The sequence below is a fragment of the Roseibaca calidilacus genome (genome assembly GCF_001517585.1).
Classification (GTDB): Bacteria; Pseudomonadota; Alphaproteobacteria; order Rhodobacterales; family Rhodobacteraceae; genus Roseinatronobacter; species Roseinatronobacter calidilacus.
The window spans coordinates 2048834-2073219 of the sequence record NZ_FBYC01000004.1; the positions used below are offsets into that span (position 1 = coordinate 2048834).

The window sequence follows — 24386 nt, forward strand, 5'->3', positions numbered from 1 at the left end:
ACCGCGGCAGAAACCCTGCTGCGGGATAGAGCTGACATGCGCATCGGTCCGTTCATCGCGGTTCCAAAAGTGCCACGTCGCCGTGGCTGTTCAGGTTACGCCCGGTCATTCGCGAAAACGAGACGGGCATTTCAAGCCTTGCGGCCTATCCATCTGCCAAGGGAACGCGGCGGGTTCGGCACGTTCGTCCACCAAGGCAGCGAAATCTGTCGGGGTTTGCACTTACGATGCAGACCTTAACACGCGTAGCATAACGACCAACTGCGCCAAATGACAATGGCAATTCCGCGTCAGGTCCGAAATCGCCCCATTCTCAGGTATAATCGGACCGCACCAACCCGTATTTCGCCATCTTCTCGTTCAAGGTGCGGCGCGGCAGGCGCAATTCTTCCATGACTGCCGCGATAGACCCTTTGTGCCGCCGCATCGTATTGTCGATCAGAATGCGCTCGAACGCTTCGACATGCTCTTTCAGCGGCTTGCCCTCGGTGGTCATCGCCTCGCCGACAGCTTCGTTATCGGCCATGACCAATGACATGAGCGCGCCATCCTCGCGGCGGCTTTGCAGCACGCAGCGCTCGGCAATGGTGACAAGCTGGCGCACATTGCCGGGCCATGGCGCTTGCAACAGTTGGGCGGCATCGGGCATGGACAGCTCTGGCACCGCGCAGCCGTATTCCTCTGCGAACTGGCCCAGATATTCGTTGAACAGCGCGATAATATCCTGCCCCCGCGTGCGCAGCGGCGGCAGCACGATCTTATGCGCGCCAAGGCGGAAGAACAGATCCGGGCGCAAGGCGTCCTCTAGCGTCTGGTTCTGCTTGTGAGCGTTGCACACGGCAATGATGCGGGTTTCGGGCGGGGTGCCTTGCGCATCGACAAAAGCCAGCAGGCGAGCCTGAACCGGTTCCGACAGTGCCTCGATATCTTCCAGCACCAGCGTGCCGCCGCGCACCACATCGGCAAGCGGACGTTCGGCGCTGTCGGGCGCGGCGGGGCCAAACAGGCGGGCGATCAGATCCGCGTCCTCCAGCCCCGCGCAGTTCAATGAAACCAGTTTGCGCGCCGACCGGCTGCCAACTGCGTGCAACGCATGAGCGACCAGAGTCTTGCCGGTGCCGGTTTCGCCGTCAATCAGAACATGCCCATCCGCCTGCCCGATATCGAGGATATCCTCGCGCAGCCGCTGCATAAGTGGCGAATCCCCGACAAGACGTTTCATCATTGTCGCGCCATCGGCCAGTTCTGACCGCAAGGCCCGCGCTTCCATCGCCTGCGCGCGGACTTTTGCCGCGCGTTCGGCCAGCGCCATCATCTTTTCCGGGTTGAACGGCTTTTCCAGAAAATCGAATGCGCCAAGGCGCATGGCCTCGACCGCCATGGGCACATCGCCATGACCGGTTATCAGGATGACCGGAATCGTGCTGTCAAGCGCGTTGATCCGCTTCAGAAGCGCCATCCCATCCAGTCCCGGCATCCGGATATCGGTAATGACGACGCCGGGAAAATCACTGTCGATCGCTGCGATCGCTTCGGCCCCATCGGCATAGGTTTCGGTCTTGAAACCGGACAAGGCCAGCCATTGGCTGATGGATTGGCGCATATCCTGTTCATCATCGACAATGGCGACATGCATGGCGCGACTCATAGGCGCGATCCTTTCAGTTTTGGCCAGATGGCCCAAGCCCCCGACCACAGGCAAGCGGTTTCAGGGCACATTCGCGTTACGTCCCGCCCGTCTGGGGCGCGACATGAAGGGGGAACTCGACCTCGAACACCGCGCCGCCTTCGCCGGGGTTCATGGCCGTCAGACGCCCGCCATGATCCTTGACGATGCCCGAGGAAATTGCCAGCCCAAGCCCAACCCCCTGCCCCGCCGGTTTGGTTGTGTAGAACGGCTCGAACAGGCTGTCGATATCGGCGATCCCCTCACCATTGTCGCGCACGGTCAGCTTGGCTGTGTCGCCCTTGCTAAGGATAATGTCGATCTGCGGCGCATTCATGTTGCGGGTGGCGTCCACGGCGTTGCGCACAAGGTTCAGGATCACCTGTTCCACGCGCACGCTGTCGCCCAGAATCATAACCGGGGCGGGCGGCACGGTGCGCACCAACAACACCCGGCTGTCGCGCAGCAGGGGTTCTGTCATGGTCAAGGCATCTGCCACGCAGGTGCGCAGGTCGATGGGGGCAAAGGCCTCTCCACCCTTGCGGGCAAAGGATTTCAGCGTTCGGGCAATCGCACCCATACGGTCGATCAGGTCATCAATACGCTGGAAGGACGCCAGCGCCTCTTCGGTGCGCTTGCGTTTCAGAAGCAGCCGCGCCCCGGCCAGATAGGTTTTCATCGCGGCCAGTGGCTGGTTCAATTCATGGCTGACAGAGGCCGACATCTCACCAAGGCTGGCCAGCTTGGAAGATTGCGCCAGCGTCTGTTCGGCCACGGCCAGATCTTTTTGCATCCGCACACGCGCCGCGACCTCGCGTTGCAGACGGGCATTGAGCGCGCGCAACTCTTCGGATTCGCGCTGGAACAGGGCAGATTGCGTGTAAGCGCGGCGGCTGAGGATATAGAAGGTCAGCGCCAGAAGCAGCGCGAAACCGGTCATAACCAGCGCCAGCGCCGCATTGACCTGCTGGCGCACCGAATCGTACCGGGTGAAACTGACCAGCCGCCAGCCCCGGAACGGCACCCGCACTTCGGATCGCAGCACCGCCTCGCCGCGCACGAAGGCATCGGGTGATGGTTGGGTCCAGTCGGTCGTAGCACGAAAGGCGCGGGCAATGGCCGAGGGCGCATCGCGGATCGCCAATGCTTCTTCCAGCGACCGCCCGCGCCAGCGCGGCTCTGTCGCCAGCACGATCCGGCCAGAGGATTCCAGCAGCGCCACCGCATCGGCAAACCCGGCCCAGCTCCGTTCGAATTTCGACAAATCCGCCGACACCACGACCACGCCCAATACATCGCGCCCGTCCCGCACCCCCCGAGAGAAGGTGAAGCTGAAGGCGCCGCTATCCAGTTCGCGGGTCTGGAAGATGGTCTCGGGGGTGCGCCGCGCCTCGACAAAGGCCGCATCGGATGATCGCATCGTGCCCAGAATATTGCGGTCGGTGGCCCCCACGGTGCGCCCGTTATGGTCCAGAAGTTCGATAGAGGCCGCGCCGATTTCGTCTTGCAGGTCGATCAACCGCTGCGAGATGGTGGCGAAATTGGCATCGCGCAAGGCATCTGTGATTACCGGGTCGCGCGCCAGCAATAGCGGCACGACCGAATTGCGCTGCAATTCCGACTGGATATTCCCGGAATATAGAACCAGCCGCAACTCCGCGCGGTTGCGGGTGGCTTCGGTAAAGCTGGTGGACAGCCAGCCATTCAGAAACCAAGTGCTGCCCGCCGCCACCAACAGCAGCGCGATCACCGCCATACGCCCCCAAAGCGGTATGCCAAGAATGCTGGCACGGCGATTGTCCAGATCGGGCGGGCTAATCATGCCTGCAAGGATATGGCGATTGCCGGGGCCGCTCAAGCGAGCCGTTTTCAGCCGGGCACGAAAGCGCCGATCAACCCGGCGAATAACGCACGGCCATCAGCGCTGCCATGAGCGGCTTCCATCGCGCGTTCGGGATGCGGCATCATTCCCAGCACACGGCGGTTTTCCGACAGGATACCGGCAATATCCCCATCCGACCCGTTGGGGTTCTGCGCATAGGTAAAGGCCACGCGCCCCTCGCCCTGCAAGCGGGCGACGGTGTCGGCATCGGCGGTGAAATTGCCGTCATGATGCGCGACAGGCACGGTAATCTGCGCGCCTTGTGCGTAACCCACGGTAAAGGCGCTATCCGTGCTGGCCACGTTCAGCGCAACAGGCTTGCAGACGAATTTCAGCCCGGCATTGCGCAACAGCGCGCCCGGCAGAAGGCCCATTTCCAGCAGCACCTGAAACCCGTTGCACACGCCCAGCACATAGCCCCCGGCCTGCGCATGTGCCGCAATGGCCGTGCCTATGGGCGAGCGCGCGGCAATCGCGCCGCAGCGCAGGTAGTCGCCATAGGAAAACCCACCGGGCAAGCCAACCACGTCCACGCCGTCGGGCAGGGACGTGTCCTTGTGCCAAACGCGCACGACCTCTGCGCCCGACTGCTCAAAGGCAACGGCCAGATCGCGGTCGCAATTCGACCCCGGAAAGGTGATGACGGCGGCTTTCATGGCTTACCCTTCCAGCGGTTCCAGCGCGTAGCTTTCGATGACGGTATTCGCCAGCAGCCGCTCGCACATGGCGCGGGCCTGCTCCGTGGCGCGGGTCGGGTCTGTTTCGGCCAGATCCAGTTCAATCATCTTGCCTTGGCGCACCTGATTGACGCCGTCGAACCCAAGCGAGCCGAGCGCATGGCGCACGGCCTCGCCCTGCGGGTCCAGAACACCGGGTTTCAGGGTGACGATGACACGCATTTTCATGGCTGGAACTACCTTTTAATTCATCAACTTGGGTTTGGTCATGGGGGTCGCGTTGCGGGGCATCACGCCCAACCGCCGCGCGACTTCGGAATAAGCGTCGGTCAGGTTGCCAAGGTCGCGGCGGAACACGTCCTTGTCCAGCTTCTGTCCGGTCTTGATATCCCACAGGCGGCACGAATCGGGGCTGATTTCATCGGCAATGACCAGCCGTTGCATATCGCCTTCGAACTGGCGGCCAATTTCGATCTTGAAATCGACCAGCGTGATGCCGACCGCCAGCATGATCCCCGACAGGAAATCATTGACCCGCACAGCCAAGGCCACCATGTCATCCAAGTCCTGATGGCTGGCCCAGTTGAACGCAAGGATTTGATCTTCGCTGACCAGCGGGTCGCCCAGCTTGTCGTCCTTGTAATAAAACTCGATGATCGGGCGCGGCAAGCGTGTGCCTTCTTCTATGCCCAGACGCTTGGACATGGACCCCGCGGCAATGTTGCGCACGACCACTTCCAGCGGAATAATCTCGACCGCGCGGATCAACTGCTCGCGCATGTTGATGCGCTTGATGAAATGCGTGGGCACCCCGATCTGGTTCAGCCCGGACATGACAAATTCCGACAGCATGTTGTTCAACACGCCCTTGCCATCGATCACGTCGCGCTTTTCCGCGTTGAAGGCGGTGGCATCATCTTTGAAATATTGCACCAGCGTGCCCGGTTCGGGGCCCTCATAGAGAATCTTGGCCTTGCCCTCATAAACTTTCGTGCGGCGCGCCATCGGCATTCTCCAACAGGTGTAGCACCGCGAAATGCGGTGTGATCTGGGGTGCCTATACTCCAGCCTGAACGCGGTCGCAAGCAAAGCTGTCAGCCACCGCGACACCCTGTTTAACCTTGCAGCATGGCACGGCACCGGGCATATGTTGCGCAACGCCAATTCAACGGACGAGGCCAGTGATGACCACCTTTAACGACCGCGAACGCGCCTTCGAGAATAAATACGCCCATGATGCGGAAATGCAGTTCAAGGCCATTGCGCGCCGCAACAAGAAACTGGGCCTGTGGGCTGCGGGCTTGCTGGGCAAGACCGGCGATGCGGTCGAAGCCTATGCCATGGACGTGATCCGCGCCGATTTCGAGGAAGAGGGCCACGAGGACGTGTTCCGCAAGGTGGCCGCCGATCTGGCGGACAAAGCGGACGAAGCCACGATCCGCGACAAGATGGCGGAACTGCTGGCAGAGGCAAAGGCGGAACTGGCCGAAGGTTAAGGCCAAGCAGGTCGGCGCGCGCAGTTTGCGTTTGATCTGCGCCCCCGCTTTGCGCTAAGCGCGCCATGATGAAAGGGGGCCACCCGGCCCCTCGCTGCATGGTGGACCCGACATGACCGACGCGCTGACCGAAATGCTGGCAACCCGCGACTGGCTTCTGGCCGATGGCGCGACCGGCACCAACCTGTTCAACATGGGTCTGCAATCTGGCGACGCCCCGGAATTGTGGAATGCCGACGAACCGGAAAAGATTCGCACGCTCTATCGTGGCGCGGTCGAAGCCGGGTCGGACCTGTTCCTGACCAATACATTCGGCGGCAATGCCAGCCGCCTGAAGCTGCATGACGCGCAAGCGCGCGTGCATGAATTGAATCGCCTTGGCGCGGAACTGGGCCGCGAGGTGGCCGATGCCAGTGGTCGCCGTGTGATCGTCGCCGGGTCGATCGGCCCGACAGGAGAGATCATGGCGCCGATGGGCAGCCTGACGCACGCGCTGGCGGTCGAGATGTTCCATGAACAGGCCGAAGGGCTGAAAGCAGGCGGGGCCGATGTGTTGTGGGTGGAAACCATTTCCGCCCCCGAGGAATACAAGGCCGCGTCCGAGGCCGCCGCGCTGGCTGACATGCCATGGTGCGGCACCATGAGTTTTGACACCGCCGGGCGCACCATGATGGGCCTGACCTCTGCGGCGATGGTGCAGATGGTCGATAAGCTGGCGCATAAGCCGCTGGCTTTTGGCGCGAATTGCGGGGTTGGCGCATCGGACCTGCTGCGCACCGCGCTTGGCTTTGTCGAAGCGGGCGCAACGCTGCCGATCATTGCCAAGGGCAATGCGGGTATTCCGAAATATGTAGACGGTCACATCCACTACGATGGCACGCCAGAGCTGATGGCCGATTACGCGGTCTTGGCGCGCGATTGCGGCGCGCGCATTATCGGGGGCTGCTGCGGCACGATGCCCGACCACCTGCGCGCCATGCGCGCAGCACTGGAAAGCCGCGCCCCCGGCCCGCGCCCGGATCTTGACACGATCAAGGCGCGAATCGGCGGGTTCTCTTCCGCCGTGGATGGGACAGAGGCTGACAGTCCCGACACACCCGCACGCCGGGGCAACCGCCGCCGCCGCGACGGTTAAGCTACCGCGCCGCTGCCCGGCTTTCGCGCCGGGCAGGTCGCCAAGCCCCACGTCAAGGTCGCAAATGGACGTGTCGGGCGCGACAAAATGCCCGACATACGCATCAGTTAACAAGCCAGCATGCGCCTTGGCGCGACCCTTCAAGAGGTGCCCCGAATGTCCGACGAAGAAGAAATCATCCTCTCCGACCTGTCCGATGACGAGCTTGTCGAGCAGATGATGGACGATCTTTATGACGGGATGCGCGAAGAGATCGAAGAAGCGGTCGGCATTCTGCTGGAACGCGGCTGGACGCCCTATGACATTCTGACCAAAGCGCTGGTCGCAGGCATGACCATCGTGGGGCACGATTTCCGCGACGGCATTCTGTTCGTGCCCGAAGTGCTGCTGGCCGCCAATGCCATGAAGGGCGGCATGGCCATTCTCAAACCGCTGCTGGTGGAAACCGGCGCGCCGCGCATGGGCAAGATGGTGATCGGCACCGTCAAGGGCGATATCCACGACATTGGCAAAAACCTTGTCGCCATGATGATGGAAGGCGCGGGGTTCGAGGTGATCGACATGGGCATCAACAACGCGGTTGAAGCCTATCTGGAAACGCTGGAACGCGAACAGCCCGATATTCTGGGCATGTCGGCGCTGCTGACCACGACCATGCCCTACATGAAGGTGGTCATCGACACGCTGGTCGCCAAGGGCCTGCGCGACGATTACATCGTGCTGGTGGGCGGCGCGCCGCTGAACGAGGAATTCGGCCGCGCCATTGGCGCTGACGCCTATTGCCGCGATGCCGCTGTTGCCGTTGAAACCGCGAAAACGCTGGTCGCGCGCAAACACAACCAGATGCCGGCGGGCTGATACCCGCCGAAGGATTGCGCGCGGGGCTATTCGGCCCAGCGCCCTTTTCCTATGCAGCCAACCGTCTGCCCCGCGGCGAATGCTGTGTCATGAGTATTTTTGGCAAGATGAAATCAGCCACGATCAGAACGGGACCGGCGCGCTGACGGTCAACCCGCGCCCGCCATCGGGGTGGCGCAGCCGCAATTCGCGCGCATGCAGCATCAGGCGCGGGAAAGCTGCCGCTTCTGCGGTCGCATAGAACGGATCGCCCAAAATGGGGTGGCCCATGGCCAGCATATGCACCCGCAATTGATGGCTGCGCCCGGTGACAGGGCTAAGCCGCAGGCGCGAGCCGTGCTCTTCATGGCGCAGCACCGCCCAATCGGTTTGGGCCGGGCGGCCCGTGTCGTGGCACACCATCTGGCGCGGGCGATTCGGCCAATCAACGGTCAGCGGCAAATCCACCCGGCCCGATGGCTCGGCCACCTGCCCCCAGACCCGCGCCACATACTGCTTGCGGGTTTGGCGCTTCTCGAATTGCAGGCCAAGGTGACGCTGCGCCATGGGACTGCGCGCAAAGACGATCACACCTGACGTGTCCATATCCAGCCGGTGCACCAACAACGCTTCGGGAAACACGGCCTGAACGCGGGCCAGCAGGCAATCGGCCAGATGCGCGCCACGCCCCGGCACAGATAGCAGCCCGGCAGGCTTGTCGATGAAGACAAGCTCATGATCTTCGTGCAGAATGACCAAATCATCCTGCGGCGGCTGATAAATGAAATCGGACATGGGCCGGGTGTGCCGGAAATGGCGCGGCCGCGCAAGCTTCTGCGCGGCGCGATTGCCAGACGCCGCCAGTCCCGTATGTTTGCGCAAAGAAATGGAGGATTGGATGAGAACGCATTTCATGGCTATGACCATTGCGGCCTTGGCCCTGCTTCCCGGCACTGCAAGCGCGCAGATATTGGTCGATGCAACCGACCCCGCCCGCATTGCGGAAATCGCGCGCGGCTACGGGGCGGTCGAGGTCACCACCGATGCTGTCGGCGATCCGATGCTGCGCGGGCGCATGGACGGGACGCAATACCTTGTGTTCTTCTATGGGTGCCAGAATGGCCGCGACTGCACCAATATCCAGTTCCGGGCAGCATGGCAGAATGACGGGTCCGTCACCGAAAGCACGATACAAGCTTGGAATGCCGAAAACCGGTTTGGCAAGGCAATGCTGGATGCAGAGCGCGATCCAGTCATTCAATGGGATGTGAACCTGTTTGGCGGCGTAAGCCGGACCAACCTAGATGACACATTCGATTGGTGGCGCGTCGTTCTACAGGGGTTCGAAAGCCGCTTGTATTGACACGCTACCCCCCGGTCAAAGGCGAGATTGCACCGCATAGACATCGGCATTGATGCTTGGCGCATCGTAATGCAGCTCTGACGTGATGACGCCGGGCTTAGCGGCGATCTGTTCCATCAGCCGGTGCGGGTAATAACCAGAGCGCAGATCCCCGAAACCCGGCAATTCGCGCAGAATGGCAATCGTGGACACGGCGCAATGCGCAGGCGGGACTGGCCCCGCCTCAGAGGCAAGCTGTTTGGCGCGCAGGGCCGTTTCCATAGATACCGGAATACGCTGCACCACGGTGTAATGCGTCTCGCGGGTGTGACTAAGGTAGTAGGACGCGCCAATCTGCGGTGTCATGCCGTAATGCAGGTCATTGCGTTCGGGCACGTTGGGCAGTTTCCAGCTACCCGCGGGGTCGAACAGCACACGTTCATCCGCGTTGATGAACAGCGCCGTATGGTCGCCGCGCTTGGTGCTGTAATTCATGACCGTCACGACGGTCAGTTCCGCCTGTCCGCCATGAACATAGCGCGCAGCCTGAACGGCTGCGTCGGGCGCCCAGACGCGTTCGCCCGCGCAGGCCGATAGTGTGACGACAGCCAGCACCACAAGCACAAGAATGCGAAGCTGCGGAAGCGTCCGCAAGGAAAGGATTGCCTGCATGATGTTGCCGCCAAATGCCCAGACAGGATCAGCCGTTGGCCAGCCCGATGAAGATCAGCACGCCAATGCTGATCGCTGCACCCCAGGTGACCATACGCATGAAACCGTCAAAGGTCTTTTCCTGAGTGCTGATATCCATCTTGCCATGTTCATGCTTGGCCATGTCGCAGTCTCCGTGTTCGCGTTGTTGCCTTGCTGATTACCGCATAGCCGCGAAGCTGTCATCCCTTTTGCGCGGCTATAGTGGCAATGCCGTGGTTTCCTTCAGAAACTCCATCACGAAACTGGCCGAAATGTCCGAAACAGGCACCCGTGCGGTCAGGGCTTTGTAGAACTGGTCATAGGCCGCCATATCCGCCACGCGCACGCGCAGCATATAGTCCAGATCGCCGGTCATGCGGTAGGCGCTGACCACCTGCGGCATGGCATTGACCGCGCGCTCGAACCGGGTGCGCCACTCGGCGTCATGCGCGCTGGTGCGGATTAGAACCACGGCCATCAGCGGGCAACCAAGCGTATCGGGGTCCAGCAGCGCGGGGCGGGCGCGGATCACACCTGCCTGTTCCAGCAATTTCACGCGCCGCCAGCAGGCATTGCGCGACAGGCCCGCAAGCTCTGCCAACGCGTCCATGGACAGCGTCGCGTCAGATTGCAAAACACGCAGGATGCGGCGGTCTATATCATCCAATGAAATCGGCATATCTTGGGACTGTATCCTGTTTTTATCGGAAAAACAGTGAAATTCGGGATGGTTTTCGATCCCGCATAGATATTCTGCGCCTGACAGTCAGAATATGGAGCACGCGATGTCCGCAATCGACCCCCAATCACGCGCAAAATCCTTGTTTGCCAAGGTGTTTCTGGACCATCCCGCCAGCGTGGACGAAAGCTATTTTCAGCATATGCGCTTTGCGTTCGGCTTTGCCGCATTGCTGGCAGTTGCGGCGGGCGCGGCGCTGGTCCATGCGGTTATTCCCGCCCTGTGCAAGACCACCGCCAGCACCATCCTGCGGCGGTTGCATGCGCGCCTGTCGCACCGTCACGCGCAGTAACACATGTGCCGCATTGCTGCCTATCAGGGGCCGGACATTCCGCTGGAACGGATCGTCACGCGGCCCGCGCATTCGCTTTTGTCGCAAAGCCGCCACGCGACCGAAGCCCCGATCCCGGTCAATGGCGACGGGTTCGGGCTGGCTTGGTATCGGCCCGACATGACCGAACCGGGCCTATATCGTGACGTGCTGCCCGCATGGGCCGATGCCAATTTGCAGAACCTGTGCCGGATGGTCAGCGCGCCAGTGTTCATCGCGCATGTCCGCGCCTCGACCATGGGCGAAACCAGCCGCGCGAATTGCCATCCGTTTGTATCGGGCGCGTGGTCGTTTTGTCATAACGGGCAGGTGCCGCATTTCGCCGCCATTCGCCGCAGCATGGATGCCGCCTTGCCAGATGCGCTTCACGCCCAGCGCCAAGGCACCACCGACAGCGAGATGATCTTCCTGACGCTGCTGGCGCTTGGGTTGGCGGATGACCCGGCACAAGCCCTGCGCGCGCTATTGCCGCGCATAACCCCACCCGCAGGCGCGGCCCCGCTGCGCCTGACCTGCGTGTTCAGCGACGGGGCACGGATGTTCGGGTTTCGCCATGCCTCTGACGGGGCATGTCCCAGCCTCTATGTCTCGGGGCGGCTGGATTCGGGTGGCCGCGCCATCGCGTCGGAACCTTTGTGCTGCCAGACAACCGCGTGGGAGGCGCTAGAGCCCGACACGCTTTATTGCCTGTCACACGGCACATTGACTGCCACAAGGATCACGCCCTGACCCACAGCCACGCCCCATCCGGCCCCATGCTGCGGCGCACCTGCCCCCGCCGTTCCAGATGGTTCAGATGCGCGACCGCTTCCACCAGCGCCAGCCCATAGGTGCCTTCGGTGATCTTGCGCTTGAACAGCGGCGCGAAGCACTCGCTGGCGCGGCGCGGTTCGGTCAGGTGATCGAGCAACCGGGCCAAGGCCCCGTGGTGGTTGTCGATCTTTTGGCGCAAGCGCATTGGCAGCCCGGTGAAGGGCAGTTTGTGACCGGGCAAGACAAGATGATCGTCGCGTGCAATAGTTTGGAATTGCGCACAGCTTTGCAGCCATTCCGCCACCGGGTCGGCGGTCGGTTCGGTCGCATAAACCCCAAGATTGGGCGAGATTGAGGGCAACAACTGATCCGCGCCCAGCACAAGGTTGCAATCGCGGCTCCACAGCGTGACCTGATCGGGCGCGTGGCCTTGGCCCAAGCGCACTTCCCAGTCGCGCCCCCCGGCGCGCACGGTATCGCCCTCTGACAACCGCTCGAACCCCAAGGGCAGCGGCGTGACGGCATCGGCAAAGTTGAAGGGGCGTTCCCCGGCGCGTTTGGCAAGGATGTCGGCCGCCATCCCCGCGCCGCGCCAGAATTCCAGCGTTTCGGGCGGCGGGCGGTCCTGGTCGTCAAGCGTCAGCATCCGCGCGAACAGCCATGCGGTGCGCGACATGGCCAAACGCGCGCCCTCGGCCTGAAACCAGCCTGCCAGCCCGATATGGTCGGGATGGTGGTGGCTGGCGATGACGCGGGTCACAGGCTTGCCGCGCAAAGGCCCGGCCAACAGCTTCACCCAAGCCCCGCGCGTGCGCTTGGTGTCAAAGCCCGTGTCAAACACTGTCCAGCCATCGCCATCGTCCAGCGCGTAGACATTGACATGGTCCAGCGCCATCGGCAGCGGCATCCGCGCCCAGAACACACCCGGCGCGATTTCCAGCGCTGTGCCTTCGTCGGGGGCGGCATCATACGGGTAACGAATACCGGGTTTCACGCAGTCAGATCCTCTGGGGACAGGCCCATATAGGCTGCGGGGTCCGACCGCATAGCAGCCAGATGCGCCGCATGCTCTGGCAACAGATGGTCGATATAGACCTGCGCCAAGGCCACGCGCGCCGCATCCCCGGCCTGTGCCGCGCGCAGGTGCATATCGGCCCCCAACACGCGAGCAAAGGCGCGCAGATAGGCGGTGGCGCCCGCCGCGCGACCTTCCATCCCCTGCCCTAGCATCCACTCGGTCGCGCCGCGCTGGGCGTGCACCGCATCGGCCACGGGCGCGCCCATATCCGCCGCGGAGGCGGTGGCGCTCATCTCATCCAGCAGCGCGAAAGCGGCCTTGCCGCCATCGCCCAGCTTGCGGCCCACAAGGTCGAGCGCCTGAATGGCATTGGTGCCTTCATAAATTGTCGTTACCCGCACATCACGCAGGAATTGCGCGGCACCCGTTTCCTCTATGAAGCCCATGCCGCCATGAATCTGGATACCCATATCCGAGACAGTGACCCCAGCCTCTGTGCCATAGGCCTTGGTGATCGGCGTCAGCCAGCCCGCGCGCGCGGACCACTCGTCACCGCCAGTGGCGGTTGCCATGTCGATTGCCACGCAATTTTCCATGGCAATGGCGCGGGCGGCGAAAATCTCGGCGCGCATGATGGCCAGTTGGCGGCGAATATCGGGGTGGTCGATGATCGCGGTCGCGCCCTTTGGCGTTGGCCCCTGTTTGCGGTCCTGCGCATAGGTCAGCGCGTGCTGATACGCGCCCTCGGCCACGCCAATGCCCTGCACGCCGACGCCGACGCGGGCATTGTTCATCATGGTGAACATGGCAGCCAGCCCCTTGTTCGGTGCGCCGACCAGCCAGCCGGTCGCCCCTTCATAGTCCATCACGCAGGTGGGAGAGCCGTGAATACCCAGTTTGTGTTCCAGACTGACCACGCGCAGGCTGTTGGGCTGTCCAAGGCTACCATCCTCATTCGGGATCACTTTTGGCACCAGAAACAGGCTGATGCCCTTGGACCCTGCCGGCGCATCGGGCAAGCGGGCCAGCACCAGATGACAGACATTCTGCGTGAAATCGCAATCGCCCCAGGAAATATAAATCTTTTGCCCGCTGATGTGGTAGCTGCCATCCGCCTGCGGCTCTGCCTTGGTGCGCAAAGCACCTACATCTGTGCCCGCCTGCGGCTCTGTCAGGTTCATCGTGCCCGACCATTCGCCGGAAATCAGCTTGGGCAGATAAAGCGCCTTGATCGCGTCCGAGGCATGATGTTCCAGCGCCTCTATCTGCCCTTGGGTCAGAAGCGGGTTCATCTGTAAGGACAGGCAGGCCGATGACATCATTTCATAAAACGCGGTCGACACGGTTTGCGGCATGCCCATGCCGCCGAATTCTGGCGCGGCGGAAATGCCGATCCAGCCGCCGGTCGCCAGCGCGCCGAACCCTTCGGCATAGCCCGGCGGGCTGACGACCGCGCCGTTTTCCAGCCGTGTGGGCGTCGTGTCACCGGGGCGGCGCAGGGGGGCAATCACTTCGGAACATATGCGCCCGCCTTCCGACAGGATCGCCTGCACCATGTCCGGTGTCGCCTCTGCAAAGCGGTCGGTCGCGCGGACCTGATCGAAGCCTGCGACATGGTCAAGGATGAAGGCGAAATCGCGCAAAGGGGGCGTGTAGGGCATGGGCCGCTCCATCAGGCTGGACAGGGTGTTGCCCTACTGATAGCCGGTTGCAATCCTTTGCAGAACCCCAACGCAGCGTCAGCGCATGGAAAACCACACGGAAACCGCCATTTTAGGCCCGGGCGACATAGCGCGCGCTGCACAACTTTTGCGTGCAGGGCGGCTTGTCGCCATGCCCACCGAAACCGTCTACGGGCTGGCAGGCGATGCGCGGAACCCCGAATCGGTCGCCGCCATCTTCGCGGCCAAAGGAAGGCCCGCGCATAACCCGCTGATCGTGCATCTGGACAGTCTGGACGCGGCAGAGCATCTGGCAAACCTGCCCGAAGCCGCCCGTGTTTTGGCCCAAGCCTTCTGGCCCGGCGCGCTGACGCTGGTTGCGCCCTTACGCCACGGTCACGGGCTGGCCAATGCGGTCACGGCGGGATTGCCCACGGTGGCGCTGCGGGTGCCCGCGCATCCGTTGGCCCGCGCGCTTTTGTCCGAATTCGGCGGGCCGGTGGCGGCCCCGTCGGCCAACCCTTCGGGCCGGATCAGCCCCACCACGGCGGCGCATGTCATGGCCGGGCTTGCCGGGCGGATCGCTGCGGTGCTGGATGGTGGCCCCTGCCCCGTTGGCGTGGAATCGACCATTTTGGGGTTCGAGGGCAATGAGGCCGTGTTGCTGCGCGAGGGCGGGATCAGCGCCGAACAGATTGCGGCTGTCTTGGGCCAGCCGCCGCGCACCAGAACCGGCGCCAAGATCACCGCACCGGGGCAAATGCTGTCGCATTACGCCCCCCGCGCGCGCGTGCGGCTGAACGTGACCACACCGCAACACGATGAAATCTGGATCGGCTTTGGCCCCGATTGCAGGGGCGCGGCGCTGTCGCTGTCGCTGTCGGGCGATCTGGATGAAGCGGCGGCCAAGCTGTTCGCCACATTGCACCAAGCCGACGCCATGGGCCAGCCTATCGCCATTGCCCCGGTTCCCGAACACGGGCTGGGGGCGGCCATCAATGACCGCTTGCGCCGCGCCGCTGCCCCGCGCGCTTAGTCGGCTTCAAACCCGTCGATGATTGCAATCGCCTCTTCGGCGGTGTCGACCATGTGGAACAGGTTCAGATCCTCGCGGCTGATGGTGCCTGCCTCTGCCAGCATGTCCCAGTTCACGACCTTGGACCAGAAATCGCGCCCGAACAGGATGAAGGGCAGTTTGGCCATGCGCTTGGTCTGGATCAGGGTCAGCGCCTCGAAGGTTTCATCCAGCGTGCCAAAGCCGCCGGGAAACACCGTGATCGCTTTGGCGCGCATCAGGAAATGCATCTTGCGAATGGCAAAGTAATGAAAGTTGAAGCACAAATCCGGCGTCACATGCGGGTTCGGGGCCTGCTCATGCGGCAGCACAATGTTCAACCCGATAGAGACACCGCCCGCCTGCTCTGCCCCCAAATTGCCCGCTTCCATCACGCCCGGCCCACCGCCGGTAATGATGACATCCTCGCGGCCATAGGCCTGCACCGAGCGCAGCGTCATTTCATAGGCGAATTTGCGCGCTTCCTCGTAGAAGCGCGACAAATCGGCCAAGGCAGGCGTGCGGGCTTTCGCCGCATCTTCGGGCCGGGGAATGCGCGCGCCGCCGAACATGACGATGGTGGACCGGATGCCGCGTTCGGCGATCAGCAATTCGGGTTTCAACAGTTCCAGTTGCAGCCGCACCGGGCGCAATTCGTCGCGGACCATAAAATCGGGGTCGCTAAAGGCCAGCCGATAGGCCGGGTGACGGGTCTGCGCGGTGTCGGGCACACCATCCCACAGGTCGATATCCTGCTTTGCATCCGGGAAAATGCGGTGGGTCTCGCGGTCTTTCAAAAGGGCCTCCGGGGGCTTCGCGGCAATTGCGGTTATCAGGCTGTAACGCTATAGCCGTAACACCCTGATGACCAGAGCCATGGAGCGCCCCGATGACCGACACAGCCGCCCTCGAATCCGCAATCGAATCTGCGTGGGACGCCCGCGATACGATCACCCCCGACACCAAGGGCGAAACCCGCGACGCCATCGAGGCCACGCTGGAAGCGCTGGACAGCGGCACGCTGCGCGTGGCCGAGCGGCAAGAAAATGGCGACTGGCATGTGAACCAATGGGCCAAGAAAGCCGTGCTGCTGGGGTTCCGGCTGAAAGACATGGAAAAGCACGACGGCGGCCCGCAGGGCGGCACTTGGTGGGACAAGGTCGACAGCAAGTTTGCCGACTGGAAAAAGAAAGACTGGAAAGACGCAGGCTTTCGCGCCGTGCCCAACTGCATCGTGCGCAAATCCGCCTATATTGCGCCGGGTGTCGTGCTCATGCCGTCCTTCGTGAACCTTGGCGCCTATGTCGATAGCGGCACGATGGTCGACACATGGGCCACCGTCGGCAGCTGCGCCCAGATCGGCAAGAACGTGCACCTGTCGGGTGGCGTGGGCATTGGCGGCGTGCTGGAACCCATGCAGGCCGGGCCGACCATTATTGAGGACAACTGTTTCATCGGCGCGCGGTCCGAAGTGGTTGAAGGCTGCATCGTGCGCGAGGGGTCCGTGCTGGGCATGGGCGTGTTTATCGGCAAATCCACCAAGATCGTGGACCGCGACACCGGCGAGGTCATGTATGGCGAAGTCCCGCCCTATTCGGTGGTTGTGGCCGGGTCCATGCCGTCGAAGAACGGTGTGAACCTTTATTGCGCGGTGATCGTGAAACGGGTGGATGCGCAGACACGCTCGAAAACCGGGATCAACGAATTGCTGCGCGACTAAACCTATCGGGCGGGGCGGCTATCTGGTCGCCCCTTCGAACAAGGCTTTCAACCGGGCGGCGCTTTCATGCAGATCGTGCCGTTCCTCTATGCGGGCGCGGGCGGTTTGGCCCATCCGCGCCAACCGATCTGCCGGGGTATCAAGGCTTTTGCGCAACGCATCCGCCAGCGCCGACACATCGCCCGCCGCGACCAGCCAGCCCGCTTCGCGGTCCACCAGTTCCGGAATGCCCGCGATATAGGTCGAGATAACCGGCCGCCCCAGCGCGAAGGCTTCCATGATGACAATGGGCAGTCCTTCGGCAAAGCTGGGCAGCACCATGGCGCGGGCATTGGTCAGGGCGGCCTTGACCGCCGCACCATCGGCCCAGCCGCGCAAGTCTACCGCGCCTTCCAGCTTGTGACGGGCGATCAGCGCCTCTATCTCGGGGCGGGTTTCACCATCGCCGATCAGCACCAAGCGCGCGGCGGGATGGGTTTTCACCAGTTCCGCCATGGCCTGAACCAGCAACACCTGCGCCTTTTGCGGGCAAAGCCGCCCCACGCAGACAAAAGGCGCATCTTCGGGCGCGGGCGGCGCTGGTGCGAAATCGGCCAGATCTACGCCGCAATGCACCACATGCAGCTTGTCCGAGACATGCGCGCCACCGGCCAGCGCCAATCGGGTGCGGGCGAATTGGGTGATGGCGACCGCAAAGCGCGCTTCGGACAGTTTCAGCGCCAACGACGACGCCTTTGGGTCATCAAACTCATCCGGCCCATGTGCCGTAAAGGAAAACCCCGGCCCGCCCATCCGGTGGCACAACAGTGCCACGGCAGCGGTGTTGGTGGTGAAATGCGCGTGAATGTGGTCGCAGCCCCTGGATGCGCGTTTCAGATGCACCGCTTCCAGCAGATAGGCGACATGGCGCACCAAGGCGCCATGGCCTGCCGCGCGCGCCATGGTCCACATGCCGGACACGGCGCGCAAAACCCCACGCGGATTGCGCAGGCTTTCCGCCAACAGGTAGCCTAGAAGCCGCCCCGCGCCGGGGGCCAGCAGGTAATGGGTGCGCGCGGCTTCGGCCTTGTCGGCAGCCTCGACCAAGGCTTCACCCCAAGGCCGGATCGCGTAGCGCGCGATATTAACGCCTTGCGCTTCCAAGGCCCCGATTTCGCGGCGGATAAAGGTCGCACTTGTCACCGGGTAGGTGTTCATCAAATACCCGATGCGCATGGCAGACGCCCCCGGAAATGACGTCAATGCGTCCAGACCTGCCGACGGTTCGTGGCGAAATTCTCGGCATAGCCGGTGGGGCGAATGTTCGGGCGGCGGGTTTTGGGTTCGACCACCGTATAGTCGATGCCATGCGCCTTTGCATAAGCTTCGGCGCTGTCGCGGTCGTCAAAGCGCAGCGTCACTTGGCTGTCCATGTCGGCGGAACTGGTCCAGCCCATCAGCGGGTCGATCTTGCGCGCTTGTGACGGCGCGAAGGACAAAACCCATTGCTTGGTCTTTGCCGTGCCCGATTGCATGGCAGTGCGGGCGGGACGGTAAATTCGTGCGCGCATGATCAGACCTCTGTTGGCTGCTTGGCCATGTTATCGTGCCAACGCCCCGAATTTGCAAGCCCGTGCAGCGGTGCAGGCAGGAAGGCCCCGCCGAAAGGAGGGAACGAGGAGTAAGTCTTCCGAGACAGGGATATCCTCCTGCCTGCATGTAACAAGCTAGGGGCAGATTTCTCAGTGGGCAACAAAAATGTAACTAAGATACATGTTTAGGGCGTGTCCCCGATTTTTCCCGCAAAATGACAGGCCGCCTGTCCAGTTGGCGTGACGCTGGGTTGCGGTGTTTCTGCCTTGCAGATGTCTTGCGCCAGCGGACAGCGCGGGTGAAACGCACAACCAGACGGCGGGTCGATCGGGTTTGGAATCTCGCCCAGAACAGGTTTGCGGCGGCGACCAGACAGCGCCAGATCTGGCACGGCATCCAGCAACATCCGCGTGTAGGGGTGCTGCGGTTCCAAGAACAGACGCTTGGCATCGGCCACCTCGACCAATCGGCCCAGATACAAAACGCCGATACGGTTCGCCATATGCCGCACGACCGACAGGTCATGCGAAATCAGCAGATAGGTCAGGCCGAATTCATCTTGCAAATCCCGCATCAGGTTCAGGATTTGCGCCTGCACCGACACGTCCAGTGCCGACGTGGGTTCATCACAGACAATGAATTCCGGCTTAGAGGACAGCGCCCGCGCGATGGCGATGCGCTGGCGTTGCCCACCCGAAAATTCATGCGGGAATTTCGCGGCATCGGCGGCGGACAGACCCACCACTTCCAGCAGGCGGTCGACCTCGCGCGTGATCTCGTCGCCTTGCAGCAGACCGAAGGTCACGATGGGTTCGGCCACAATGTCACGCACCCGCCAACGCGGGTTCAGACTGGCGAACGGGTCTTGAAAGATCATCTGGAAGCGGCGGCGCAATGCGCGCATATTCGCTCCACTGGCGAAATCCATATCCTGCCCATCAAAGCGGATATGCCCCGCGGACGGTGCGAGCAGCCCCACGATCATCTTGGCGATGGTCGATTTGCCAGATCCCGATTCGCCCACAAGCGCGAAGGTCTCGCCCTTCTTGATCTCGAAACTGACATCGGCATTCGCGGTCAGGAACTGGCGGCTTTCGCGCTCCAGCACCCGGTTCAGCCATGGTTTGGAAATGTCGAAACGCCGTGTCAGCCCCTCGACCTGCACCAAAGACGTCATGCGCCGCCCTCCTCTGTCAGCCAGCAGGCAACGTGGTGGTTGGGCGCGGCCTGTTGTAGAAACGGCCGCTCTGCCCGGCAGCGGTCGAACACATGCGCGCAGCGCGGGTTAAACGCGCAGCCCGTGGGGATCGCGTTCAGCCGCGGCATGGCACCGGGAATTTGCACCAGCCGGTCGCTTGTCTGCTCTAGCGTCGGGATGGCACCCATCAGCCCGCGCGTATAGGGGTGGCGAGCGTGTTGGATCACCTCTCGCACCGGCCCGATTTCGGCCACGCGGCCTGCATAAAGCACTGCCACGCGGTCGGCGGTTTCCGCGATCACGCCCATGTCATGCGTAATCAGCATGACCGACGCGCCCCGCTCGGCGCAGATTTCCTTTAGCACGTCGATGATCTGGGCCTGCACAGACACGTCCAAGGCGGTCGTCGGCTCATCTGCGATGACCAGTTCTGGCTCTGCCGCCAAGGCCAGCGCGATCACCACGCGCTGCCGCATCCCGCCCGAGAAATGGTGTGGGTAGTCATCTATCCGGCGCGCGGCGGCAGGGATGCCGACTCGGTCCAGCAGACCTACGGCGCGTCTGCGCGCCTCACCCTCTGACACATCCATATGCGTGCGGATGGTCTGGATCAGTTGCTGCGCCACGGTATAAAGCGGGTTCAGGCTGGTCAGCGGGTCTTGGAACACCATGCCGATGCGGCGCCCCCGGATGCGGCGCATGGCCTCTGGCGGCAGATTGTCGATCCGTTCGTCCCGCAGCCAGATTTCGCCCCCGGCAATGCGGCCCGGCGGTTCCAACAGGCCAATGATCGCAGCCCCGGTCAGCGATTTGCCGGCACCCGATTCACCGACCATGCCCAGCACCTCGCCCGGGGCGATGTCGAAGGACACTTGGTCAAGCGCGCGCAAGTTGCCGCGCCGCGTGGGAAACTCCACGACCAGATCGCGGACGGTCAGAAGTGGCTTTTGCATATTGCCCCCGGTCATCAGCGTAGCCTTGGGTTCAGCGCATCGCGCAGCCAGTCGCCCAGCAGGTTGACCGACAGCGCCAGCGCCAGAAGTGCTATGGACGGGAAAAGCAAAATCCACCACTCGCCTGAGAACAGGTATTGCTGGCCAATGCGGATCAGCGTGCCAAGGCTTGGCTGCGTCGGCGGCACGCCAACCCCCAGAAAGCTGAGTGTCGCCTCTGCGATGATCGCCAGCGCCAGACCGATCGTGGCAATCACCAGCACCGGGCCCATCACATTGGGCAGGATATGCCGGATCAGGATCTTGACCGGATGCGCCCCCACCACGCGGGCGGCCTGCACATATTCCTTCGATTTCTCGACCATGGTCGCGCCGCGCACGACGCGCGCGAATTGCACCCAATCCGACAGGCCGATGGCCACGATCAGCACCCAGATCGCCATGGTTTCGCGGTAGGCAGGCGGGATCAGCCCGCGCGCCACCCCGAAGATCAGCAGCGCGATCAGGATGGACGGGAAGGACAATTGCACATCGGCAATGCGCATCAGCACCCCATCGACCCAGCCGCCGCGATAGCCTGCGATCAGGCCCGCCGTAATGCCCAGAACCATAGCGAACAGCACCGCGGAAATACCGACGAACAGCGAAATCCGGGTGCCATAAAGGATGGTGGACAGCACATCGCGGCCTTGGTTATCGGTGCCCAGAATGTAGCTGTTGCCGGTAAATGCGTTCGGTTCCATTGGCGGGGTGAACCCGTCCATCAGATTTAACTGTGACGGGTCATAGGGGTTGGTGGGGGCAAGCCACGGCGCAAAGATCGCCGCCAGCGCAATCAGCACCACCACCAGCCCTGCGACAATCGCCACGGGGCTGTGCCGGAAAGACCATATGATGTCGCTGTCCCAGAAGCGGGCAAAGCGGGATTGGGTGTCAGGTGTCATGCGTGTTTCCTTAATGCCCGGTGCCCGCGCGGTCCACACGCAAACGTGGGTCCACCGCGTAATACAGCAGGTCCACGATCAGGTTGATAACGACGAAGATGACCGCAATCAGCATCAGATACGCGGCCATTACCGGCACATCGACAAAGCGGACCGAATTGATGAACAGCGCCCCCACGCCCGGCCATTGGAACACGGTTTCCGTAATGATGGCAAAGGCAATGATCGCGCCAAGCTGAAGCCCGGTGATGGTTATGACCGGCACCATCGTGTTCTTCAACGCATGGCCGAAATGAATGGCGCGGTTCGACAGCCCCCGCGCGCGGGCGAATTTGATGTAATCGGTGCGCAGCACTTCCAACATCTCGGCCCGCACCAGCCGCATGATAAGGGTCATCTGATACAGCCCCAGCGTGATCGCCGGCAGGATGAGAGAGGCGCGGCCCGTGGATGTCAGGAACCCGGTGGACCACCAATCGCCGATATCGACCACCTCGCCGCGTCCGAAACTGGGCAGCCACTGCAACTCGACCGCGAACAGCCAGATCAGCAGCACCCCGATCAGGAATGTCGGCAGCGACACGCCAATCAGTGACACGCTCATGACGGTGCTCGACAGCCAGCCCCGGCGGTTGAGCGCGGTATAAACCCCGAACCCCACGCCGAACACAAAGGCCAGCACGCCCGAGACCAGCGCCAATTCCAGTGTGGCGGGCAGGCGCGACAGGATCAATTCCATCACCGGCTGTTGCAGACGGTAGGAAATGCCGAAATCGCCCTGCATGGCGCGGGTTACGAAATTGAAGAACTGCACCACGAACGGGTCGTTCAGGCCCAGCCGTTCGCGCAACGCTTCGCGGTCGGCAATGGTGGCCTCTTGCCCCATCATGGTGGAAATCGGGTCACCGACATAACGAAACAGCGCGAAAGACACCAGCGCCACGACCAGCATGACGACCAGTGATTGCAGCACACGGCGCAGGATGAAGGCCAGCATCAGCGGCTCCCCGGTAAATGGAAAGCGCGCGCGAAGCTGTCAGGCTTCGCGCGCGCAAGACAGGTTCAAAGCTTAGTCGAAGGTGACATCGGCCATAGATGGCTGGTTTTCCGGGTGCACGGGCAGATTGATCCCGTCGCGCATCGCGTAAGCCAGCGTTTGGTTGTGGATCGGCAGGAACACGCGGTCTTCTTGCAATTGCGCCCAAACCTGCGCGATCATTTCGTTGCGCGCATCCAGATCGGTTTCGGTGGCCATGGCCTGAATCAGCGCATCCACTTCCGGGTTGGAATAGCGCGAGCCGTTCCAACCGCCGCGCGCCCCTTCGGTAGAGTGCACGAGGAAATCGAACACATACTGGCTGTCAAAGGTCGGCACACCCCAGCCCAGCAGGTAGAAATCCGTTGTGCGGTTCTGGATTTCGGGGAAGTGCATGGACCGGGTCTGCGATACAAGGTTCACCTTGATCCCGATCCGCGACAGCATACCCACCAGCGCCTGAGAGATCGCTTCGTCATTCAGATAACGGTCATTGGGCGTGTGCAGATCAACCGAGAAACCATCGGCATACCCGGCTTCGGCCATCAGTTCCACCGCGCGCTCGACATCCGGGGCGCTATAGGCGTCCAGTTCTTCTGTCCAGCCATTCACGAAGGGCGGCATGGTAACGCCCGTGGGCAGCGACTGGCCGCGCATCACGACCTGACGGATCGCATCGCGGTCAACAGCCAGATGCATCGCTTCGCGCACCAGCGGGTTGGCGAAGGGGTTGTCGTCAACATTGGCGCTTTGCAGCTTTTCCGAGCCCATGTCATAAGCAAAGAAGATGGTGCGGTTTTCCGGGCCGAATTCGACCTTGATGGCGTCGGTCTGCTCCAGCCGTGCGATATCCTGCACCGGCACGTCCTGCACAATATCCACCTCGCCCGATAGCAGGGCGGCGACACGGGTCGCGGCCTCGGCGATCGGGGTGTAGATGATTTCGGTCACTTCCGGCGCGTCATCCCAATGGCCCTCATAGGCCTGCAACACGGTGCGCACTTCGGGGTCACGCTCGACCAGCGTGTAGGGGCCGGTGCCGTTGGCATTGCGCACGGCGAAGTTTTCTTCCCCGGCGGCGAAATCCTGCGCTTCTGCTGCGTCATTCGCTTCGGCCCAAGCCTTGGACATGATGAACGTGTTGGTCAGGTTCTGCACATAAAGCGGCGCTGGCCCTTCGGTCTTGATATGCACGGTCATGGAATCTGGCGCCGTCACTTCGACCACACCAGCGTGCAGGCCTTTCATGTCCGACGTTTCGCCCCGTGCGCGGTTCAGCGAGAACACGACGTCATCGGCGGTCAGCGCGCTGCCGTCATGGAATGTCACACCCTCGCGCAGCTTGAACACCCAAACGGTGCTGTCATCGGGGTGGATACCCCATTCCGTCGCCAGTCGCGGGGTCAGCGAGCCATCGGTCGCGCGACCCACCAGCGTTTCATAAATGTGATGCGCCAGCGTATGCGTCGGGCCTTCGTTCTGGCTGTGCGGGTCCAGCGTCAGCGCGTCACCAACGCGCGCCCAGCGAATGGTTTCGGCACTGGCGGCGGCCAGTGACAGCCCCAGCGCAAGCGCCGAGACAGAGGCCATGCGCAGCGCGCCGCCTAGGCCCGAGCGAAAGGAAATGGCAGTCATGTTCATTCTCCCATGTCGTTCTTGTTGTTGGTCCCGGCGCGGTG

General features: G+C 62.5%; 28 protein-coding genes. 9 read left to right on the forward strand and 19 right to left on the reverse strand.

Annotation, left to right across the window (positions count from 1 at the left end; genetic code table 11):
• Positions 1-313 precede the first annotated feature (313 nt).
• From AWT76_RS13615 to purC, 5 genes are all read right to left on the reverse strand, one after another.
• Complete coding sequence (locus AWT76_RS13615) at positions 314-1648, reverse strand: sigma-54-dependent transcriptional regulator (protein ID WP_072246827.1); 1335 nt, start codon at positions 1646-1648, stop codon at positions 314-316.
• Positions 1649-1724: 76 nt separating this feature from the next.
• Positions 1725-3422, reverse strand: a complete 1698-nt coding sequence (locus AWT76_RS13620) for a sensor histidine kinase (protein WP_245638846.1) — start codon at positions 3420-3422, stop codon at positions 1725-1727.
• Positions 3423-3535: 113 nt separating this feature from the next.
• Complete coding sequence (gene purQ, locus AWT76_RS13625) at positions 3536-4204, reverse strand: phosphoribosylformylglycinamidine synthase subunit PurQ (protein ID WP_072246828.1); 669 nt, start codon at positions 4202-4204, stop codon at positions 3536-3538.
• Positions 4205-4207: 3 nt separating this feature from the next.
• Positions 4208-4453 (reverse strand): phosphoribosylformylglycinamidine synthase subunit PurS, encoded by a 246-nt coding sequence (purS, locus tag AWT76_RS13630; protein ID WP_072246829.1) that lies wholly within the window; start codon positions 4451-4453, stop codon positions 4208-4210.
• Between the two features lie 15 nt (positions 4454-4468).
• Positions 4469-5230, reverse strand: coding sequence for a phosphoribosylaminoimidazolesuccinocarboxamide synthase (gene purC, locus AWT76_RS13635; protein ID WP_072246830.1), 762 nt, complete (start codon positions 5228-5230; stop codon positions 4469-4471).
• A gap of 31 nt (positions 5231-5261) precedes the next feature.
• Here purC and AWT76_RS17020 point away from each other — a divergent pair, with 31 nt between their 5' ends.
• From AWT76_RS17020 to AWT76_RS13650, 4 genes are all read left to right on the forward strand, one after another.
• The gene (locus AWT76_RS17020; RefSeq protein ID WP_176699404.1) at positions 5262-5423 is read left to right on the forward strand and encodes a hypothetical protein; all 162 of its coding nucleotides are present in this window, start codon (positions 5262-5264) and stop codon (positions 5421-5423) included.
• The gene (locus AWT76_RS13640; protein WP_072246831.1) at positions 5410-5721 is read left to right on the forward strand and encodes a DUF1476 domain-containing protein; all 312 of its coding nucleotides are present in this window, start codon (positions 5410-5412) and stop codon (positions 5719-5721) included. Before AWT76_RS17020 ends, AWT76_RS13640 begins: the two co-directional genes overlap by 14 nt.
• 112 nt (positions 5722-5833) lie before the next feature.
• Positions 5834-6856, forward strand: a complete 1023-nt coding sequence (gene bmt, locus AWT76_RS13645) for a betaine--homocysteine S-methyltransferase (RefSeq protein ID WP_072246832.1) — start codon at positions 5834-5836, stop codon at positions 6854-6856.
• Between the two features lie 156 nt (positions 6857-7012).
• Positions 7013-7714 carry a corrinoid protein gene (locus AWT76_RS13650; RefSeq protein WP_072247721.1) on the forward strand — a complete coding sequence of 234 codons (702 nt, stop codon included), beginning with the start codon at positions 7013-7015 and terminating at the stop codon, positions 7712-7714.
• 123 nt (positions 7715-7837) lie between these two features.
• Here the strand turns inward: AWT76_RS13650 and AWT76_RS13655 are convergent, their stop codons facing one another.
• Complete coding sequence (locus tag AWT76_RS13655) at positions 7838-8488, reverse strand: pseudouridine synthase (protein ID WP_072247722.1); 651 nt, start codon at positions 8486-8488, stop codon at positions 7838-7840.
• Positions 8489-8591: 103 nt separating this feature from the next.
• Here AWT76_RS13655 and AWT76_RS13660 point away from each other — a divergent pair, with 103 nt between their 5' ends.
• Entirely contained in the window at positions 8592-9056 is a 465-nt protein-coding gene (locus AWT76_RS13660) for a YbjN domain-containing protein (RefSeq protein WP_072247723.1), read from the forward strand.
• 15 nt (positions 9057-9071) lie between these two features.
• Here AWT76_RS13660 and AWT76_RS13665 read toward each other — a convergent pair whose 3' ends face one another.
• The 3 genes from AWT76_RS13665 to AWT76_RS13675 form a co-directional block, all read right to left on the reverse strand.
• Positions 9072-9707, reverse strand: a complete 636-nt coding sequence (locus AWT76_RS13665) for a hypothetical protein (RefSeq protein WP_072246833.1) — start codon at positions 9705-9707, stop codon at positions 9072-9074.
• Positions 9708-9735: 28 nt separating this feature from the next.
• On the reverse strand, positions 9736-9870 hold the full coding sequence (locus AWT76_RS13670) for an aa3-type cytochrome c oxidase subunit IV (RefSeq protein WP_072246834.1): 135 nt from the start codon (positions 9868-9870) through the stop codon (positions 9736-9738).
• 75 nt (positions 9871-9945) lie between these two features.
• Positions 9946-10407 carry an Lrp/AsnC family transcriptional regulator gene (locus AWT76_RS13675; RefSeq protein WP_072246835.1) on the reverse strand — a complete coding sequence of 154 codons (462 nt, stop codon included), beginning with the start codon at positions 10405-10407 and terminating at the stop codon, positions 9946-9948.
• Positions 10408-10513: 106 nt separating this feature from the next.
• Between AWT76_RS13675 and AWT76_RS13680 the strand changes: the two genes are divergently transcribed.
• Positions 10514-10759 carry a DUF6356 family protein gene (locus AWT76_RS13680; RefSeq protein ID WP_072246836.1) on the forward strand — a complete coding sequence of 82 codons (246 nt, stop codon included), beginning with the start codon at positions 10514-10516 and terminating at the stop codon, positions 10757-10759.
• Between the two features lie 3 nt (positions 10760-10762).
• Entirely contained in the window at positions 10763-11527 is a 765-nt protein-coding gene (locus AWT76_RS13685; RefSeq protein WP_072246837.1) for a class II glutamine amidotransferase, read from the forward strand.
• On the opposite strand, the gene AWT76_RS13690 is transcribed toward AWT76_RS13685, so the two are convergent.
• On the reverse strand, positions 11517-12545 hold the full coding sequence (locus tag AWT76_RS13690; RefSeq protein ID WP_072246838.1) for an MBL fold metallo-hydrolase: 1029 nt from the start codon (positions 12543-12545) through the stop codon (positions 11517-11519). The two genes, AWT76_RS13685 and AWT76_RS13690, sit on opposite strands and share 11 nt — an antisense overlap.
• The gene (locus AWT76_RS13695; RefSeq protein ID WP_072247724.1) at positions 12542-14230 is read right to left on the reverse strand and encodes an acyl-CoA dehydrogenase; all 1689 of its coding nucleotides are present in this window, start codon (positions 14228-14230) and stop codon (positions 12542-12544) included. The genes AWT76_RS13690 and AWT76_RS13695 overlap by 4 nt, the downstream gene beginning before the upstream one ends.
• An 85-nt stretch (positions 14231-14315) precedes the next feature.
• On the opposite strand from AWT76_RS13695, the gene AWT76_RS13700 reads away from it, so the two are divergent.
• The gene (locus tag AWT76_RS13700) at positions 14316-15266 is read left to right on the forward strand and encodes an L-threonylcarbamoyladenylate synthase (RefSeq protein WP_072246839.1); all 951 of its coding nucleotides are present in this window, start codon (positions 14316-14318) and stop codon (positions 15264-15266) included.
• On the opposite strand, the gene AWT76_RS13705 is transcribed toward AWT76_RS13700, so the two are convergent.
• Entirely contained in the window at positions 15263-16081 is an 819-nt protein-coding gene (locus AWT76_RS13705) for an LOG family protein (RefSeq protein WP_082700213.1), read from the reverse strand. The genes AWT76_RS13700 and AWT76_RS13705 overlap by 4 nt on opposite strands.
• 92 nt (positions 16082-16173) lie before the next feature.
• Between AWT76_RS13705 and dapD the strand changes: the two genes are divergently transcribed.
• A complete protein-coding gene (gene dapD / locus AWT76_RS13710; RefSeq protein ID WP_072246841.1) occupies positions 16174-17004 on the forward strand; it encodes a 2,3,4,5-tetrahydropyridine-2,6-dicarboxylate N-succinyltransferase in 831 nt (276 codons plus the stop codon).
• Between the two features lie 18 nt (positions 17005-17022).
• Here the strand turns inward: dapD and AWT76_RS13715 are convergent, their stop codons facing one another.
• The 7 genes from AWT76_RS13715 to AWT76_RS13745 all read right to left on the reverse strand — a co-directional run bounded on the left by AWT76_RS13715 (position 17023) and on the right by AWT76_RS13745 (position 24342).
• Positions 17023-18219: a glycosyltransferase family 4 protein gene (locus AWT76_RS13715; protein WP_072246842.1), complete on the reverse strand. Its 1197-nt coding sequence runs from the start codon at positions 18217-18219 to the stop codon at positions 17023-17025.
• 23 nt (positions 18220-18242) lie between these two features.
• Positions 18243-18554: an ETC complex I subunit gene (locus AWT76_RS13720; protein ID WP_072246843.1), complete on the reverse strand. Its 312-nt coding sequence runs from the start codon at positions 18552-18554 to the stop codon at positions 18243-18245.
• 206 nt (positions 18555-18760) lie between these two features.
• Entirely contained in the window at positions 18761-19753 is a 993-nt protein-coding gene (locus AWT76_RS13725) for an ABC transporter ATP-binding protein (protein ID WP_072246844.1), read from the reverse strand.
• Complete coding sequence (locus tag AWT76_RS13730) at positions 19750-20727, reverse strand: ABC transporter ATP-binding protein (protein ID WP_072247725.1); 978 nt, start codon at positions 20725-20727, stop codon at positions 19750-19752. The genes AWT76_RS13725 and AWT76_RS13730 overlap by 4 nt, the downstream gene beginning before the upstream one ends.
• A gap of 14 nt (positions 20728-20741) precedes the next feature.
• Positions 20742-21671, reverse strand: coding sequence for an ABC transporter permease (locus tag AWT76_RS13735; RefSeq protein ID WP_072246845.1), 930 nt, complete (start codon positions 21669-21671; stop codon positions 20742-20744).
• A gap of 10 nt (positions 21672-21681) precedes the next feature.
• Positions 21682-22668, reverse strand: a complete 987-nt coding sequence (locus AWT76_RS13740) for an ABC transporter permease (RefSeq protein WP_072246846.1) — start codon at positions 22666-22668, stop codon at positions 21682-21684.
• A gap of 72 nt (positions 22669-22740) precedes the next feature.
• Positions 22741-24342, reverse strand: a complete 1602-nt coding sequence (locus AWT76_RS13745) for an ABC transporter substrate-binding protein (RefSeq protein ID WP_407071413.1) — start codon at positions 24340-24342, stop codon at positions 22741-22743.
• Between the last annotated feature and the right edge of the window lie 44 nt (positions 24343-24386).